At 40.9% G+C, this 16,263-nt stretch carries 16 protein-coding genes and 1 riboswitch; of the genes, 15 read left to right on the forward strand and 1 reads right to left on the reverse strand.

The features are described 5' to 3' along the window. Entirely contained in the window at window positions 1-669 is a 669-nt protein-coding gene (locus tag MR181_RS07560; protein ID WP_191911250.1) for a metal ABC transporter ATP-binding protein, read from the forward strand. Continuing rightward, a complete protein-coding gene (locus tag MR181_RS07565; RefSeq protein ID WP_242336674.1) occupies window positions 669-1,466 on the forward strand; it encodes a metal ABC transporter permease in 798 nt (265 codons plus the stop codon). The genes MR181_RS07560 and MR181_RS07565 overlap by 1 nt, the downstream gene beginning before the upstream one ends. Window positions 1,467-1,522: 56 nt before the next feature. Here MR181_RS07565 and MR181_RS07570 read toward each other — a convergent pair whose 3' ends face one another. Then, on the reverse strand, window positions 1,523-1,729 hold the full coding sequence (locus MR181_RS07570; protein WP_040531151.1) for a DUF2929 family protein: 207 nt from the start codon (window positions 1,727-1,729) through the stop codon (window positions 1,523-1,525). Window positions 1,730-1,847: 118 nt separating this feature from the next. Between MR181_RS07570 and dnaE the strand changes: the two genes are divergently transcribed. The 13 genes from dnaE to cmk all read left to right on the forward strand — a co-directional run bounded on the left by dnaE (window position 1,848) and on the right by cmk (window position 16,217). Further along, window positions 1,848-5,198, forward strand: coding sequence for a DNA polymerase III subunit alpha (gene dnaE, locus MR181_RS07575; RefSeq protein ID WP_242336676.1), 3,351 nt, complete (start codon window positions 1,848-1,850; stop codon window positions 5,196-5,198). A 170-nt stretch (window positions 5,199-5,368) separates the two neighbouring features. Further along, window positions 5,369-6,790, forward strand: a complete 1,422-nt coding sequence (gene pyk, locus MR181_RS07580; protein ID WP_242336678.1) for a pyruvate kinase — start codon at window positions 5,369-5,371, stop codon at window positions 6,788-6,790. A 351-nt stretch (window positions 6,791-7,141) separates the two neighbouring features. Then, a complete protein-coding gene (locus MR181_RS07585) occupies window positions 7,142-8,038 on the forward strand; it encodes a CvfB family protein (protein ID WP_242336681.1) in 897 nt (298 codons plus the stop codon). Next, a complete protein-coding gene (locus MR181_RS07590; protein WP_242336683.1) occupies window positions 8,022-8,900 on the forward strand; it encodes a tyrosine-type recombinase/integrase in 879 nt (292 codons plus the stop codon). Before MR181_RS07585 ends, MR181_RS07590 begins: the two co-directional genes overlap by 17 nt. A gap of 20 nt (window positions 8,901-8,920) precedes the next feature. After that, the gene (locus MR181_RS07595; RefSeq protein WP_242336685.1) at window positions 8,921-9,280 is read left to right on the forward strand and encodes a reductase; all 360 of its coding nucleotides are present in this window, start codon (window positions 8,921-8,923) and stop codon (window positions 9,278-9,280) included. Beyond that, window positions 9,270-10,067 carry a segregation and condensation protein A gene (locus MR181_RS07600; RefSeq protein WP_242336687.1) on the forward strand — a complete coding sequence of 266 codons (798 nt, stop codon included), beginning with the start codon at window positions 9,270-9,272 and terminating at the stop codon, window positions 10,065-10,067. Before MR181_RS07595 ends, MR181_RS07600 begins: the two co-directional genes overlap by 11 nt. Then, entirely contained in the window at window positions 10,030-10,665 is a 636-nt protein-coding gene (gene scpB, locus MR181_RS07605; protein ID WP_242336689.1) for an SMC-Scp complex subunit ScpB, read from the forward strand. The genes MR181_RS07600 and scpB overlap by 38 nt, the downstream gene beginning before the upstream one ends. Then, window positions 10,637-11,359: a pseudouridine synthase gene (locus MR181_RS07610; protein ID WP_191911258.1), complete on the forward strand. Its 723-nt coding sequence runs from the start codon at window positions 10,637-10,639 to the stop codon at window positions 11,357-11,359. The genes scpB and MR181_RS07610 overlap by 29 nt, the downstream gene beginning before the upstream one ends. A gap of 62 nt (window positions 11,360-11,421) precedes the next feature. Further along, window positions 11,422-11,539, forward strand: a riboswitch (FMN riboswitch). A 118-nt stretch (window positions 11,540-11,657) separates the two neighbouring features. After that, window positions 11,658-12,239 carry an ECF transporter S component gene (locus tag MR181_RS07615; RefSeq protein ID WP_191911259.1) on the forward strand — a complete coding sequence of 194 codons (582 nt, stop codon included), beginning with the start codon at window positions 11,658-11,660 and terminating at the stop codon, window positions 12,237-12,239. A 149-nt stretch (window positions 12,240-12,388) separates the two neighbouring features. Next, on the forward strand, window positions 12,389-13,426 hold the full coding sequence (locus MR181_RS07620) for a helix-turn-helix domain-containing protein (RefSeq protein ID WP_242336691.1): 1,038 nt from the start codon (window positions 12,389-12,391) through the stop codon (window positions 13,424-13,426). Beyond that, window positions 13,419-14,885 carry a RecQ family ATP-dependent DNA helicase gene (locus MR181_RS07625; RefSeq protein WP_242336693.1) on the forward strand — a complete coding sequence of 489 codons (1,467 nt, stop codon included), beginning with the start codon at window positions 13,419-13,421 and terminating at the stop codon, window positions 14,883-14,885. The genes MR181_RS07620 and MR181_RS07625 overlap by 8 nt, the downstream gene beginning before the upstream one ends. Before the next feature lie 62 nt (window positions 14,886-14,947). After that, on the forward strand, window positions 14,948-15,514 hold the full coding sequence (locus tag MR181_RS07630) for an SAG1386/EF1546 family surface-associated protein (RefSeq protein ID WP_242336695.1): 567 nt from the start codon (window positions 14,948-14,950) through the stop codon (window positions 15,512-15,514). A 16-nt stretch (window positions 15,515-15,530) separates the two neighbouring features. Continuing rightward, window positions 15,531-16,217: a (d)CMP kinase gene (cmk, locus tag MR181_RS07635; protein ID WP_242336697.1), complete on the forward strand. Its 687-nt coding sequence runs from the start codon at window positions 15,531-15,533 to the stop codon at window positions 16,215-16,217. Window positions 16,218-16,263 lie beyond the last annotated feature (46 nt).

Below are 16,263 nucleotides of genomic sequence, written 5' to 3' on the forward strand. Positions count from 1 at the left end.
ATGTCAATTGTTACAGTTAATGATTTAACGGTTGCCTATGGTAATCATCAAGTGATCGATAACTTGAGCTTTAATATTAACCAGGGAGATTTTTTGGTAGTTATCGGGGAAAATGGAGTTGGTAAAACAACCCTTGTTCGCTCAATGCTAGGCTTTATTAAACCACAAAAAGGTGAAATAATAATTAGTCCGCAAACCAAAATTGGCTATGTTCCGCAATTCCGTAATATTGATCAGGAATACCCGCTTTCAATTCGTGATTTCATTGCGTTAAACGTTCGCCATAGTTTTCTCCCGTGGTTGAGAATAAGTGAACGCCAACGGGTGGACGAAATAATTAGTCAAACTAACTTACAAAAGATTGCTGACCGACCGTTGGGGTTAGCGTCTGGTGGCGAAAAGCAGCGGGCATATTTAGCTCAAGCGTTGCTGCCCAAACCTGGATTATTAATTCTTGATGAGTCAACAGCTAGTTTGGATAATGAAATGAAGTATGAATTATTGGATCTTGTTACTCGCTTTCAACAACAGGGGTTGAGCGTAATGTTTGTTACCCACGATTGGGAATTAGCTCAGCACTACGGAACTCGTTTCCTTCAAATGACCGGGGATGGCTATTTGACAGGTCCAATTAATGAACTTCCTCACCCGGAAAAGGAGGCTGAGTAATGTTAACGCTTAGTTTTATGCGCCATGCCTTTGTTGCTAGTACCTTTATTGCAATAGTTAGTGGTTTTGTCGGTGTTTTTGTTGTTGCCAGGAACCTTTCCTTTTTGACTCATACTTTGTCGGAAATCGGTTTTGCCGGGGGCGCATTTGCTGTCTTTATTGGCTGGCCGGTCTTAAATGGAATGATCCTTTTCACAATGCTTAGTTCAATTCTGGTTGGTCAAATGAGTATTAAAGAATCGCGCCGTGAAGCAGTAACGAGTGCGGTTTCCGCTCTTTTTATTGGCTTAGGGATCCTATTCCTTTCTCTAAGCAGTAAAAATGCTAGTTCAGCGACTAATATTCTATTTGGGAGTGTTGTCGGGATTAATTTGGGTGAAGTCCAGCAATTGATTTGGTTATCAATCGTTGTCCTGATGGTAATCTTTATTACTTATCGACAGTTGAAATTCACCTCGTTTGATGCGATTGGTGCGCGGGTAAGTGGCCTTAATGCTACACTATACTCAGTTATTTTCTTAATCATTTTAGCGTTGAGTGTGAGTGTGGCAGCGCAGATAGTTGGTTCACTATTGATTTTTATTCTATTAACTCTTCCAGCAGCTAGTGCTAAATATTTCACTCATGGAGTTGCTAGAATGATTGGCCTGGCGATCCTCTTTTCCCTTTTAGGAACTTGGCTGGGATTGTTTCTTGGCTATTTAACCAATTGGCCAGTTAGTTTCTTTATTGCCGTGATTGAAGTTATGATTTATTGTTGCGCTTTAGCTAAGCAAAAACTTAGCGGGGCGGCATAATAAAAAGAACCAGGAAAGTTAACTTCCCTGGTTCTTTTTATTAGTTCTTTTAGGAATTAGTTTTTTGATGGATCAGCTTTTCGTGTGATGAAGTATACACAGTTAGCGGCAACTAAACCGAATACAACGGCCAAAATACCAGTGAGTAGGTAATCTGGGGTCATTGTTTCTAGTTGACTATCAATGTAAGCTAAGATCTCACCTAAAATGAGAGCAATGACACCAGCACCGATGTTTGCTTCTAATAGTTTCACTCGGAACATCTCCTTGTCCATCTCAATTAAAATAATTTTAACACTTACTAAATAATCTCGCTAGCCTTTCACAGCATAATTTAACGACATTTGTTATAATTTCTTAAAGAAAGGGGGATGAATGAAGGTGGATTTTGTACCGCTCCAAGTAAAAAGTAGCTTTTCCCTGTTAAGAAGCCCGATTCGCATTGCTGAACTAGTCACAACCGCAAAAGAACGCGGTTACTCTGCAATTGCATTGACCGATAAGAACGTATTATACGGGGCAATTGATTTTTATAACGCTGCTAAAAAAGCAGGCATTAAGCCAATAATCGGCTTGCAATTAACGATTACGTTAAACAATGTTGACGGGACAAACTTAGAATTACTATTTTTAGCGAAAAATCGTTCAGGTTACCAAAATTTAATGGAGCTTTCCACTCGTCAACAAACAAGCGATCGCGATACGCTTCCGTTAACTTTTGAACAAATCAAACCGTTTCTTTCATCACTATATGTTATTATTCCGCCACAATCGACAGTTTTTAGCTGGTTAAAAGCTGAGGATGCAGTCGTTAATCTTCTTCATGAGAGTACTGACCAGGATAGTCTCCTTTTAGGAATTAATCCCCAATTAGACCAAATTCAGCGCTCAACATTGACCCAACTAGCAGCAGGTCATTCTTTACCATTAGTAGGGGTCGGCACAGTTGAATATTTGAATGCCGATGATCTATTTGCCAGTAAAGTCCTCCAGGCGATTGATGCTAATACTCAGTTGGAAAACGTTGAAGTAAAAGCTAAAGAACTTGGAAAGAACTACCTTCAACCCCAGTCAGATATTTTAACGGCCTACCAAGCAGCTAATCTTGAGCAAGCGGCTGAAAGAACGGTTGAAATTGCAACAAAGTGTAATATTGACTTTGAATTTAAGCAGCCAATTCTTCCGCACTTTGATACGCCAACCGGGAAATCTTCTGCTGAATATCTTCATTATTTGTGCATTGAAGGACTAAAAAAACGGCAGATTGCGCCAGGGCTAAAATTAACTGACTACCAACAGCGGTTAGCTAAAGAACTAAAAGTAATTCACGAAATGGGATTTGATGACTATTTCCTGATCGTTTGGGACGTAATGCGGTTTGCTCACCGGACAAAAATTACAACAGATCCAGGAAGGGGATCAGCCGCAGGATCATTAGTAGCCTATGCTTTAGCAATAACTGATATTGATCCGCTGCAATATAATCTTCTGTTTGAACGTTTTCTTAATCCTGAACGAGCTCAAATGCCGGATATTGATCTTGATATCCCAGATAATCGACGGAGCGAGGTTCTTGAATATGTCCACCAAAAGTATGGACACAGTCGGGTAGCTCAAATTATTACTTTTGGGACGCTAGCCGCTAAGCAGGTTATTCGTGATGTGAGTCGGGTTTTTGGATTAAATCGTTACGCAATCAATGAATTAACGGGGTCACTTCCCCATGGGTTACACATTAGTCTGGCAGGAAGCTTGAAAGAATCCCAGCGGTTACGCAACCTTTTGAATGATCACCCAGAATATCGGTTACTATACCGAGTAGCACAAAAACTGGAAGGCCTTCCTCGTCATTACTCAATTCATGCGGCGGGAATTGTTTTATCTGAGAAGCCGCTTCATGAGATTGTCCCTCTGCAGAACGGAAGTGAAGGGTTATTGATGACTCAATTCCCCAAGGACACCGTGGAAGCATTAGGACTATTAAAAATGGACTTCCTAGGTTTACGCAACCTTTCAATAATGGATAATAGCTTGAAATTAATCCGTCAGCGAAATCCACAGTTTGATCTTTCAAAGATCTCATTAGCAGATTCTAAAACGTTGGCTCTTTTCCAAAAAGGCTTAACTGATGGTGTATTTCAATTTGAGTCAGCGGGAATTAGGGAAGTATTAGTTAATCTTCATCCTGACAGTTTTGAAGATATTGTTGCGGTCAACGCGCTTTATCGACCTGGTCCGCTTGAAAATATTCCTCACTTTATTGCGCGTAAACAGGGGAAGGAGAGTTATCAGTTACCTGATTCATCACTAGAGCCAATCTTAGGAGCAACGTATGGCATCTTAGTCTACCAAGAGCAAGTAATGCAACTGGCGTCGGTAATGGCGGGATTTAGTTTGGGTGAAGCCGATCTGCTGCGTCGTGCGATGAGTAAGAAAAAGCGTGCGACAATGGAGGGGATGCGGACTAAATTCATGAAGGGCGCCCAAGCAAATGGTTACTCGGCGGACTTGGCAAAACGGGTTTTTGACTACATTGACCAGTTCGCAAACTATGGTTTTAATCGGTCACATGCGGTTGCATACTCAAAGATGGCTTTCCAAATGGCTTACCTAAAAGCTAATTATCCTGCTGAATTCTTTACTGCGTTGATGAATGCTGAACCGAACGTTGAAAAATTAAAGATGCATGTTCAGGATGCCCGTCGTTCTGGTGTTGAGCTAGTTGGCCCTCGGATTAATGAAAGTCAGCAGCAGTTTTCGCTGCACCAGAATCAATTATTTTTCGGCTTGACCGCTATTAAGGGGCTTCGGCGCGACTTTATTCGTGAAATTCTGCAGGAACGACAACAAAATGGTCCCTATAAGGATATTCGTAATTTCATTTCCCGCTTAGCTAGCAAATGGCAAAAACCGGAATTAATTGCACCGCTGATTTATGCGGGTGCATTCGATGATCTCGGCTATAATCGTGCTGAAATGATTGATGCATTACCAATGTTAATTTCCGGGATTCAATTATTTAGTAGCACCAATGAATTAGAAACAGATCCGGAATTGCAGTCTACAATTACTGCCCGTCAAGAGTATCCATTAACAGAGCGCTTGGCAAGGGAAAATGAATATTTGGGGGTCTATCTTTCAGGACACCCAGTGACCCAGTATCAAGATCTAGCAATTAAGTACCGGGTTCAGCCAGCAAGTCAGCTTCGTCCCGGCCAAACTGTTACAATATTAATGTTAATTAACCGGGTTAAAACAATTCATACTAAAAAGGATCACCGTCAAATGGCATTCCTATCAGGGACAGATCAGACTGGCGAAATCGAGGCCACGGTCTTTCCACGACAATATACCCGATATCAATCATTGCTGAATAGCAACCAGGTAGTAATGATTAACGGACATACGGAGCAACGTGAGGGCCATGGTCTTCAGGTAATTGTCGATCAGATTCGAGACGCTAATGAATTGCGTCAACGACAACGGCACACCCAACAGCGGTGGTTTTTGCGAATTATGCCAGAAAATGATAATCAGCAGGTTCTCCAACGACTTTATCAGTTTATGACATCTCATCGGGGCCCTATTCCAGTGATTATTTATTATCCAGAAAATGATCAAAAAAAGATGCAACCACAATCACGGTGGTTGAATTCGCAAGTTGAAACGCGTCAGGGACTGGTGAAAATCCTTGGTAAGGATAATGTGGTTCTTAAGCGAAGCCCTCAATGAGTTAAAAAATTAAGAGTTAATGAGATTTGTTAAATGATAGCGTTTTCTTGATATCTTTTCACAAAAAAGTACAGACACAGATTTTAAAAAGTGCTATCATAAGGCTGTGCAAATGAGGTATGCGATTGCAAACCGCAGTTGATGCATAAATGCAAAGGAGAGATTCATTTATGAAGAAAACCAAGATTGTAAGTACACTTGGTCCTGCAAGTACAGATGTTGACACCATTGTTAAGTTGATTAATGCTGGTGCAAATATTTTCCGGTTTAACTTCTCACACGGTGACCACCCAGAACACTTGGGTCGGATGGAAAACGTTAAGAAGGCCGAAAAAATTACTGGTAAGCACGTTGGTTTGATGCTTGATACCAAGGGTGCTGAAATTCGGACAACTGTTCAAAAGGAAGGTAAGATTACCTACGAAATCGGCGACAAAGTTCGTATTTCTATGGATCCTTCAATTGAAGGTACTCATGACAAGATTGCCGTTACTTACCCAGGCCTTTACGATGATACTCATGTTGGTGGCCACGTCCTCTTCGATGATGGTTTGATTGACATGCTGATCGACGAAAAGGATGAAGAACACAAGGAACTTGTTTGCCATGTTCTTAACCATGGTGTACTTGGTTCTCGGAAGGGTGTTAACGCTCCTGGCGTTTCTATCAACTTACCAGGAATTACTGAAAAGGATAGCAGTGATATCCGCTTCGGTTTGGATAACAAGATTAACTACATTTCAGCTTCATTCGTTCGTAAGGCTCAAGATGTTCTTGATATCCGTGAACTCCTTAAGGAAAAGAACATGGAAGACGTTCAAATCTTCCCTAAGATTGAATCACAAGAAGGTATCGACAACTTTGAAGAAATCATTGAAGTTTCTGATGGTTTGATGGTTCCTCGTGGTGACATGGGTGTTGAAATTCCTGCTGAAAATGTGCCAATTGTTCAAAAGCACATGATTAAGCGTTGCAACGAATTAGGTAAGCCAGTAATTACTGCTACTCAAATGCTTGATTCAATGCAAGAAAACCCACGGCCAACTCGTGCCGAAGTATCTGATGTTGCTAATGCTGTCTTTGATGGTACTGATGCAACCATGCTTTCTGGTGAAAGTGCTAACGGTGACTACCCTGTTAAGTCAGTTGCTATGATGAACGCTATTGACATTAAGGCTGAAAACCACCTTTGGGAATTTGGTACTGAAAAGTTTGATTGGGATAAGTCAGACGTTACCGAAACTATTGGTTCTGCTGTTGCTAACGCAGCTAAGGACTTAGATATTCACACCATTGTTGCTTACACTGCATCTGGTTACACTGCTAAGATGATTTCTAAGTACCGTCCTAATGCTGATATCGTTGCTCTTACACCTAACGAACGAGTAGAACGCGGACTTATGATCAACTGGGGTGTTCAACCATACGTTGTTGATGAAATGAGCAACACCGATAAGATGTTTGACTTGGCTGCCAAGAAGGCTGTTGAACTTGGCTTTGCTAAGAAGGGTGACAAGATTATCGTTGTTGCCGGTGTACCTTTGGGTGTTAAGGGTGCTACTAACATGATGCGGATTAAGACTATTGACTAATTAAGTCTTATAAAGTTATCAGAATAATGAAAGAAGTTGAGAGGAATTCTCAGCTTCTTTTTTGAAGCTGGGAATTAACTTTCTCGGAGGGACGGTTGACTAACCTAGAACGATGAATGATGATGAAATCATCAGAATCGTTCGTAGTTAGGCTCGAGTCCCTCAGTTAATTCCCGCGATTAGACTCTGTAAATTCGGAGATCATTAAGTATAGGTAGAGGGTGAGAAAAAACTAAACGTTTTTTCCACCCTTCTTTTTTTGTTTCCCATAGTACTAGTAAAATTAGTTAGAGCCGTGTAAAATTATTTATTAGTAAAATGAAATCGGATTAATGAAAGTGAGATTAGTTGATGAATTCAGCATTAGGAAAAGTTGTTACGGCAGTAATGATTGATGAAAACGAAAAGGATTACTTTGTCCAACCTGACCGCAATGGACAAACGTACCGGTTACCGAAAGACGAGAGTCCTCAGACTTTGCATATCGGTGGGCAAGTTCGGGGATTTGTCTATGAAAACGAAGATCACCAACTACAAATGACGTGTAAGCATATTCCAACTGTTCAGGTAGACCATTATGATTACGGAACTGTAGTTAGTGTCCGTCGAGACCTAGGAGTATTTGTTGATATTGGTTTACCAAATAAGGATATTGCAGTTTCATTAGATGATCTGCCATCATTAAAGCACCTTTGGCCACAACCGGGCGATCGGCTTCTCCTCGCTCTTCAGGTGGACGATAAGGACCGGATTTGGGGCAAATTGGCAGATGAACAAATTTACCAGGCTATTTCGACTGCCCCTAATAAACGACTGTTGAATCGGGATACTTATGCAACTGTTTATCGGCTAAAAATGAGTGGCACTTTTGTATTAACTGACGGTTACCACCTTGGCTACATTCATCCAAGTGAACGTGATCAGGAACCGCGCCTTGGTCAACGAGTAAAAGCTCGGGTGATTGGCCTTTCTTCTCACGGTGGGTTGAACCTCTCACTCAAGCCGCGAGCTTACCAGGCAATTAGTGAGGATGCTAAAATGCTCCTTGCAATGCTGGAGCATAACCCAAACCACCGCTTACCATATACTGATAAAACGGATCCGGGTGTAATTCGGGAAGTTTTTGGCATTAGTAAAGGACAATTTAAGCGAGCAATCGGGCACCTTTTAAAGGCCGATTTAGTAACGGAAGAAGAAGGACAATTAGTTCTCCGAGAAAAGAAAAATGATAATGCAGGAAACAATTGATCACTTTATTGATTATTTAATGACTCAAAAGGGTCGTTCACGAAATACGGGAGAAAGCTACCGTCATGATTTAGAACGATGTGTGGCTTTTTTTACTGCCAGTGGTATTAATACATGGCAGGAAGTAGATCAGTATGCAGTAATTAATGTTATTGCTGAGATGAAACGTGAAGATCGTGCTAGTACCACAATTAATCGGACGATCTCAAGCCTTCGACAACTTTATCGCTACCTTTTACGTCGACATGAGGTTCAGGCAAATCCAATGGACTATATCGACCTTGAAGAAGTTGCAGTAAGAAAGACTCCCGTAACGTTATCCCAGCAGGAAATTGAGCAGTTGTTTGCGATCCCTGACACAACTACAGTTACTGGCTTGCGTGATCGGACGTTGCTGGAGTTAATGTATGGAACGGGGATGCTGGTTAGCGAACTAATAAATTTAAGGCGTTCGCAGGTCCATTTTGATTTACAAATTCTGCAAATTCAAGATAACCCTCGTCACCAACGAATTGTTCCCCTTGGTAAAATGGCTAGGGAATGGTTGGCAAAATACCTTAAAGCAACTGCAGGTGTTTCAAGTGACTACGTTTTTTTAAATGCTCGTGGCGGGAAAATGACGCGACAGGGAGTTTGGAAAAACTTTAAGGAGATTGTTCGAAAATCCGGTTTATCAAAGAAAATCACATTACAGACGCTTCGCCATACTTTTACTGCAGACTTATTGAAAAATGGTGCTAGTTGGCAAGCTGTTCAGACGTTGCTTGGTCGAGAAACCGGTCGTGAAAGTTTTGAGTCGTATATTCGCTTTAATACACAAGAACTTGTGGCGATTTATCGTCGTTGCCATCCACGAGCTTGAATTAATCAGAAGGGGAAAGTATGCTAGTTAAATATCGAAAAGACTATGAGAAAATTGCAATGGGTCTCCTATCCTTTCTTCCAGAATTACGGGATTATGATCAGCTAGCAAGTGCAATTAAGTTTTCTTTAGATAAAAATTACCAGATATACTTATGGAAAGATACCGATGATAATCACTTTATCGGGATTATTGTTATAGAGGTAGGGGAAGCGTACGTTTTGGTTCGCCATCTTTCTTTTACACCGACTGATCGTTCTGGGAAAAATGTTTATGCGTTACTAACTGCAATTCACGAGCAATACCAGGATCGTCGATTAATGGGAACGTTAAAAACACAACCGCTAATATCAAACTGGGAGCGAAATAATGAAAAATGATCAGGAAGTGATCCCACGGTATCCTTTTCAGCCTACCTTAAAAATTGGTAGCTTTGAAGGACCGCTCGATCTTCTTTTACACCTAATTCGTCAGTCGAAGATGGATATTTATGACATCCAAATTGAGCAGATTACTCAACAATACTTTGATTATTTACGGGCAATGAAGAGTCACCAACTTGAAGTAGCTGGTGATTATTTTGTGATGGCAGCAACGTTAATGAATATAAAAAGTCGCTTGTTATTACCACAATCAGAAGTAGAAGTAGCGGAACCAAGCGAAGAAGTGGCGGATCCACGGCAAGAACTGGTCGAACAGCTACTGGAATATCAACGTTACCAAAAAGCGGCATCTCATTTGAAAGACAAAGCTGATTTTCGGCAAGCTGAGTATACCAGACCGGCAATGCATGTTCCTGCTGAGATGATTGCCCAGCATGTTGAACCTGGAGTTACCCTTGGACAGCTTCAACGAGCATTTGCAGATGTTCTTAGGCGCCGTCAATTAGCCGCACCGGTTCACGAAACGGTAGCAGCGGAAAAGATTAGTGTTGCTCAACGGATGAGCCAGGTCTTTGCAACCGTTAGTCAAGCAGCAACGAGGTTTAATGATTTATTTACTGGTCAATGTACCCGTGATGAACTAGTAACAACCTTTTTAGCAGTATTAGAGCTAACTAAGCATCAGGCGATTGCCGTTCACCAGGACGAGCTATTCGGGCCAATTATTTTAGTGGAGGGATCAAAGAGTGAACAATATCGAGCCAACAAACCTAGCCAAAATTGAGGGGCTTCTTTTCATTAGTGGGGATGAAGGAATTACGTTAGGCGACTTATCAAAGATTTCCGGTTTTATGAAGCCGGCTGTACTTGGATTGCTTCAACAGTTAAAAACGAAGTATGAAAATGATACTGGTTCAGCACTGGTATTGTTAAATAGTGGTGATACATATCGGTTAGCAACTAAACACGAGTTGTCGCCGGTTATTAAGCACTATTTTGAGGTACCACTGACAATCCCACTAACACGAGCATTGCTGGAGGTCTTGGCAATTGTCGCTTACCGTCAACCAATTACTCGTTTGGAGATTGATGATATTCGTGGCGTTCAGAGTTCAGGATCGCTTCAGAAATTAATGGTTCGGGGACTGATTGATACCCATGGACGATTGGATGCTCCCGGAAGGCCATTTTTATATGTAACAACGGATAGCTTTTTGGATTATTTTGGCTTATCTTCGTTGAAGGATTTACCTCCACTAGCTAAACAAGAAGATCTTGATTTAGATGACATGAATAATGGTGACCTATTCTTGGAAGCGTTACAGGCACGACAGAAACAACAGGAGGAAGAAAATGGAACGTCTACAAAAAGTAATGGCTGAAGCAGGAGTAGCATCGCGTCGAGCCTCAGAAAAATTAATTGCTAGCGGTCACGTTCAAGTTAATGGAAAGACCGTGACAGAAATGGGAATTAAGGTTGGCGAACACGATGAAGTTGTAGTTGATGGTGTTCCACTACATCAAGAAGCTCATGTCTACTACTTGTTAAATAAGCCCCGCTCTGTAATTACGAGTGCTCATGATGATAAGGGGCGGCGAACGGTTGTGGATATTTTAAAAGAGGAAGGAGTAGAGGAACGGGTCTACCCAGTGGGAAGGTTAGACTATGATACTACCGGCATTTTACTATTAACTAATGATGGTGAGCTTGCTAACCGCCTAATGCATCCTAAATTTGAAGTAGAGAAAACTTATATTGCAAAGGTGCGGGGAATCATTAATAATAATGATTTGAAGCAATTGCGAATAGGTGTTGAGGTTAATGGTCGCTTAACTAAAAAGGCAAAGAGTCGGTTAATTGAAACTGACCATAAAAAGCAGACTAGTTTAGTCAAATTAACAATCCATGAGGGACGTTATCACCAAGTTAAGCTAATGTTTGATGCAATTCAGCATCCTGTAATAAAACTTCACCGGGAAACCTATGGACCACTAGATCTCCACGGCTTGCAGTCTGGCGAGTTTAGGGAGTTAAAACAGGACGAGGTTAAGCTTTTAAAGCGGATCAGTAAATAGAATGTCAAGCATTGACAGTTTGAAAAATTACTTGTAAAATATAAGTGTAAAAATTTAATAGAAATTGTCTTCAAGGCGGGGTGAAATTCCCGACCGGCGGTATAGCCCGCAACCCATCTTTATGGTTGATCTGGTCAGATTCCAGAGCCGACAGTATAGTCTGGTATGCAGAAGATTCTACTACACTTATTTAAACATGAATTATAAAATGCACGTTGCCGAGGGACAGATTAGGTAACGTGTATTTATTTTATGTTTAGGTAATTTTGAAGACAATCTCAATAGGAGGTTGTTATTGATGGTTACATCTCATCAAAAAATTCACCAAATGGTGGGTGTTTGTTCACTAAGTGCGTTGGCGTTTATTTTAATGTTGTTTGAATTTCCCATTTTACCAGTGGCCCCTTATCTTAAAATGGATTTTTCTGATTTGCCAGTATTGATTGGCGGGTTTATCTACGGTCCTGCTGCTGGGGTAATGATTGCTTTCCTGAAGTGCCTAATTCATGCAATGACACGCGGCTTTTCTGCTGGGGAATTAGTTGGGATTCTTGGTAACTTTCTTTCATCATTAGCCTTGCTGTTACCATTCTGCTGGGCATGGAAGCACAAGTCGTGGTCATTCAAGCGTCAATTATGGTTAGGAAGTATTTCGTCAACAGTTACTTTAGTTGTAGTGATGGCGCTATTAAATTGGTGGGTACTAACACCGCTATACATGGCGCTGTGGAATTGGAAGTCAACCTTGCCAATTCCGGAATTAATCGCGGTGGCAGTTATTCCATTTAATTTGATTAAGGGAGTTCTTGTTTCAGCCGTCTTCGCATTAGTGGCTGTTCGCTTAAAATCTTGGCTTAGTCAAAAGCAGCTTGAGCATTAATAATTAAAGACTTTAAGATCGGTGTTTAGTGTTCCATTAAGATGGACATTAGAGACCGGTCTTTTTGTTTCTTTTAAAGATAATCTAATTTTAATTCAGATCATTTTCACTGCTTTTCGTTATAATTAATTAGAGTGGAGAGTGAAAAAATGAACAACTTCTTGTTAAAATTCTTTGATGAACATCAGCCACGACGGATCAGGGTAATTGAAAATACGTTAAAGAGCCGACGAACAGTATCAACCCTCTTCTGGGCTAAACAGTACGGTATTCTTAATTGGACGGGGGCAGATCGCTCATTAGAACGAAAGCAGGTTGAAAACGCAGTTGCAGAATTAATTAAGGCTAACTTAATTCAGCAGAATCTTGACGGGCAGGTGCTGTTAACTACTTTAGGAGTCCTGAGACAAGAGGAACTGGCAGGTGAACAGTATCAACCCCATTTTTATGATTGGTACTGGTTAGCTAACACGCAACGAATTGAACAACGGTTATTGCTCGGCATACAAGTTGTCTCTGAATTGTCATACCACAATCGTTATTATGCTCCAATAGTGAATGAATATCATGAACAGCAAATTGTAAAGCAGTGGCTTCTTAGCTGGCGAGGAAATATAATTAGCGATCTGATACAAGAACTTGAATTATTTGGCGATTCGTTGGAAAGTGCTGACAAGCGACTAGCGAAATATTTCTTTTATTTACTCATTGGTCACGGAATTACTGGCAAAAACGATATGCAGCTTAGTGAACAGTTAGAGCTTCCCGGTTACCAACTACCAATTATTAAACAGGATGCCTTACTAGCAATTGCTGCATTTGCTAATAGCTATCACGGCGTTTTGAATTGCTTATTAACGGATTTACTAGCAAAAAGTCCGTTAAGCCAAAGTGCTAACCAAACATTACTGTTATATCAACAAGGAATTTCGATTAGTCAAATTGCTCAAAAAAGGAAAATCAAGACTAACACTGTTCGTGAACACCTATTAGAAGCTGCAATCGTTTATCCTGAATCGATTGATTGGGATCGAGCTTTGCCGGTAAGTGTTCGAAATCAACTAGCTGAGCACTATCAAGGAAAAATAGAAGACTGGCAATTTGATCCAGAAATTGTTCCAGGCGGACCAGCGGCGTTCTATTACTTCCGGCTCTATCAATTGTATGAGGAGAGAGTAAATGATTAGTGATCGACAACTGTTAACAAAACTAAATGAACAATTTGGCTTCACTGCCTTTCGTGACGGTCAACGAGAAACGATTAAAGCAGTTCTTAATCATCAGGATACCTTGGCTATTCTGCCGACTGGTGGCGGGAAATCATTGCTTTACCAAATGCCGGGATATTTATTACCCGGGACAGTCTTGATTGTGTCACCGCTAATTTCCTTGATGCAGGATCAGGTTGATCGACTTCATCGTTCTGGCGAAAAACGGGTTCTAATGATAAATGGTCAGCTGACGGGTAAAAGCCGGCACCAAGCCTTACAGCGTCTTTCTTCGTTTAAATTTATCTTTACTTCACCAGAATCGCTTGCCAATCCTGAGATTATTAACAAGTTAAAAGAAGTTCGTATTACGTTGTTTGTTGTTGACGAAGCCCATTGTATTTCACAGTGGGGTCCTGACTTTCGCCCAGAATACCTCTTACTTAGTTCAATAAGGAGGAACCTCGGTTCACCAACGACACTTTTACTGACGGCCACGGCGACTCCGGAAGTGCGTCAGGATATTATTCAAAAGATGGGGTTGAAAGGAGAGACAGTTACTCAAGTAATTCGTTCTGTAAATCGGTCCAATATTTATTATGCAGTAGAACGTTTCATCTCCGTTAACGAGAAGGAACAGTATCTAATTGATTTAGTTAATCGGTTAGCAGGCTCCGGAATAATTTATTTTGCAAGTCGTAAATTAGCTACGCAGTTTGCTGAAACGTTAAACCAGAAAACCAATAAGACAGTGGCTGCTTACCATGCGGGGATTGCCTCAATAGACCGCTACCGTCTGCAGCAACAGTTTATGGAGAATCAGATTCAGCTAATTTGTGCCACTAGTGCTTTTGGGATGGGGATTGATAAGGAAGATATTCGCTTTGTCATTCATTTTCATGAACCAGCGAATCTAGAAAGCTATGTTCAAGAGGTTGGCCGAGCAGGTCGTGATGGTAAGCCAAGTCTAGCAATGCTTCTGTATTCTCCAGGCGATGAGCAGATTCAACGCACGCTAAATTATATTGAACTTCCTGATAAGGAATTATTAAATGCTGTAAGAGAGAAACGTCAGCCTAGTAGTGCTTTGGGAGATAATCGAGAATTATTTACTTTCTACCTTCGTCACGGTTATGATGGTGAGACAATTATAAAAGCATTTAGAAACAGACAAGCAAGTCTGAAAAAGCATTTAAATTGGATGGCAAGGTACATTAATAATACTAAATTGTGCCGCCGACAAATGATTTTAGAATACTTTGGTGAACAGTTAGCTAAACCCCAAGTGCCATGTTGTGACATTACCGACGAAACATTGCTTCAACAGTTTGAAAAAAGCGATGATGGGTTAACTAAGCATACACAACCAACAGTAAAACTAAATTGGCAAGAACGACTTTATCAGTTATTTAATATTAATCATAATAAAGAAAACTAGACATTCTATGATTATTTGCGCTACAATCAGAATGTTAATTTTATAAAAAAGGAGGGGCAACCATGAGTGAACGACGGGAAGAAAGTCGTGAGGCTAACGACAAGCTATGGGATAAGAAGTTTGCTGATAGTGAAGATTTAGGTAGTGATGGTCATCTGTCACGAACCGAACATCGTCGGCAGAGAGAACATAATTCTACTATTACCACTATCTTGATCGTCTTAATAATTATTTTAGCGGCTATTCCGTTGATATACTGGGTTAACCATAAGCAAACGATGAATCATCCGGTAAGAACTGAACGGTTAGCGCAGTCACGATCAACTAAAAAAAAAGCCCAGCCAAAGAAACGGGAAGCCAATTCAAAGAGACACAATTCTCTGAGTTCGTCTAGTAAGACTAACGCGAGCTCGGTAACAAGTATGAGTAGTTCTTCATCGGTTAATACAAGTTCTTCCTCATCGGCGAGCCAATCATCAAGTATGATTCGCTATGCTACTGTTCCTCGTAACGGTAGCTTATATCGTGTTGCAGCACAGAACGGAATTTCTGTTAATGAATTAATGCGGTTAAATGGTTTAACCCCGAATGCACATTTAAGGCCGGGACAACAGTTAAGAGTTCGGTAAATGAGGAGTGAATTGAATGACGATTGGATTACAAGTTGCAATTGATGGGCCAGCTTCGGCAGGTAAAAGCACCGTTGCGAAGAAAGTCGCAAAGAAGTTCGGGTATGTTTATTGTGATACGGGAGCAATGTATCGGGCGGTTACCCTTGCGGCTTTACAACAAGGATTAGTAATGACTGATACCGAAAAGATTAGTGAACTAGCAAAGCAGATCAAGATTACTTTTCAACCAGCGGAACCAGAACAGCGAGTATTTATTAATGGGCAGGAAGTAACACGCGATATCCGACTTCCTAAAGTTGCCAAAAATGTTTCGGCAGTTGCTGCGATCCCAACTGTGCGTCAGGAAATGACCAAACAGCAACGGCAAATTGCAGCTGAAGGCGGAATTGTAATGGATGGTCGCGATATTGGAACAACTGTTTTGCCTCATGCCCCAGTCAAAATTTTTATGGTAGCAACTGCCCATGAGCGGGCGCGGCGCCGTTATTTAGAAAATAAGCAAAAAGGGATTACGACCACAAGTCTTGAAGAGTTACAGCGAGCAATCGAATTACGTGATCAGAAAGATTCAACGCGGAAGGTTTCACCGCTAACTCAAGCTAGTGACGCAGTTCGATTAGACACAACTAATTTAACAATTGATGAGGTTGTTGCTGAGATTAGTAAAATAATAAAAAAAACTGAAAAACATTTAGCATAATTACTGGAAATGTGAGCGCTCATCTAGTAAAATAGTCTTTAGAGTT

This window comes from Limosilactobacillus urinaemulieris (assembly GCF_932750685.1).
GTDB lineage: Bacteria > Bacillota > Bacilli > Lactobacillales > Lactobacillaceae > Limosilactobacillus > Limosilactobacillus urinaemulieris.

What these genes read in the sequence shown, in the direction of transcription:
- MR181_RS07560 (WP_191911250.1), top strand. Translation starts at nt 1, where the DNA reads ATGTCAATTGTTACAGTTAATGATTTAACGGTTGCCTATGGTAATCAT.
- MR181_RS07590 (WP_242336683.1), top strand. Translation starts at nt 8,022, where the DNA reads ATGCAGGAAACAATTGATCACTTTATTGATTATTTAATGACTCAAAAG.
- MR181_RS07565 (WP_242336674.1), top strand. Translation starts at nt 669, where the DNA reads ATGTTAACGCTTAGTTTTATGCGCCATGCCTTTGTTGCTAGTACCTTT.
- MR181_RS07610 (WP_191911258.1), top strand. Translation starts at nt 10,637, where the DNA reads ATGGAACGTCTACAAAAAGTAATGGCTGAAGCAGGAGTAGCATCGCGT.
- MR181_RS07620 (WP_242336691.1), top strand. Translation starts at nt 12,389, where the DNA reads ATGAACAACTTCTTGTTAAAATTCTTTGATGAACATCAGCCACGACGG.
- MR181_RS07625 (WP_242336693.1), top strand. Translation starts at nt 13,419, where the DNA reads ATGATTAGTGATCGACAACTGTTAACAAAACTAAATGAACAATTTGGC.
- MR181_RS07630 (WP_242336695.1), top strand. Translation starts at nt 14,948, where the DNA reads ATGAGTGAACGACGGGAAGAAAGTCGTGAGGCTAACGACAAGCTATGG.
- MR181_RS07570 (WP_040531151.1), bottom strand. Translation starts at nt 1,729, where the DNA reads ATGTTCCGAGTGAAACTATTAGAAGCAAACATCGGTGCTGGTGTCATT.
- MR181_RS07595 (WP_242336685.1), top strand. Translation starts at nt 8,921, where the DNA reads ATGCTAGTTAAATATCGAAAAGACTATGAGAAAATTGCAATGGGTCTC.
- MR181_RS07600 (WP_242336687.1), top strand. Translation starts at nt 9,270, where the DNA reads ATGAAAAATGATCAGGAAGTGATCCCACGGTATCCTTTTCAGCCTACC.
- MR181_RS07615 (WP_191911259.1), top strand. Translation starts at nt 11,658, where the DNA reads ATGGTTACATCTCATCAAAAAATTCACCAAATGGTGGGTGTTTGTTCA.
- MR181_RS07585 (WP_242336681.1), top strand. Translation starts at nt 7,142, where the DNA reads ATGAATTCAGCATTAGGAAAAGTTGTTACGGCAGTAATGATTGATGAA.
- cmk (WP_242336697.1), top strand. Translation starts at nt 15,531, where the DNA reads ATGACGATTGGATTACAAGTTGCAATTGATGGGCCAGCTTCGGCAGGT.
- pyk (WP_242336678.1), top strand. Translation starts at nt 5,369, where the DNA reads ATGAAGAAAACCAAGATTGTAAGTACACTTGGTCCTGCAAGTACAGAT.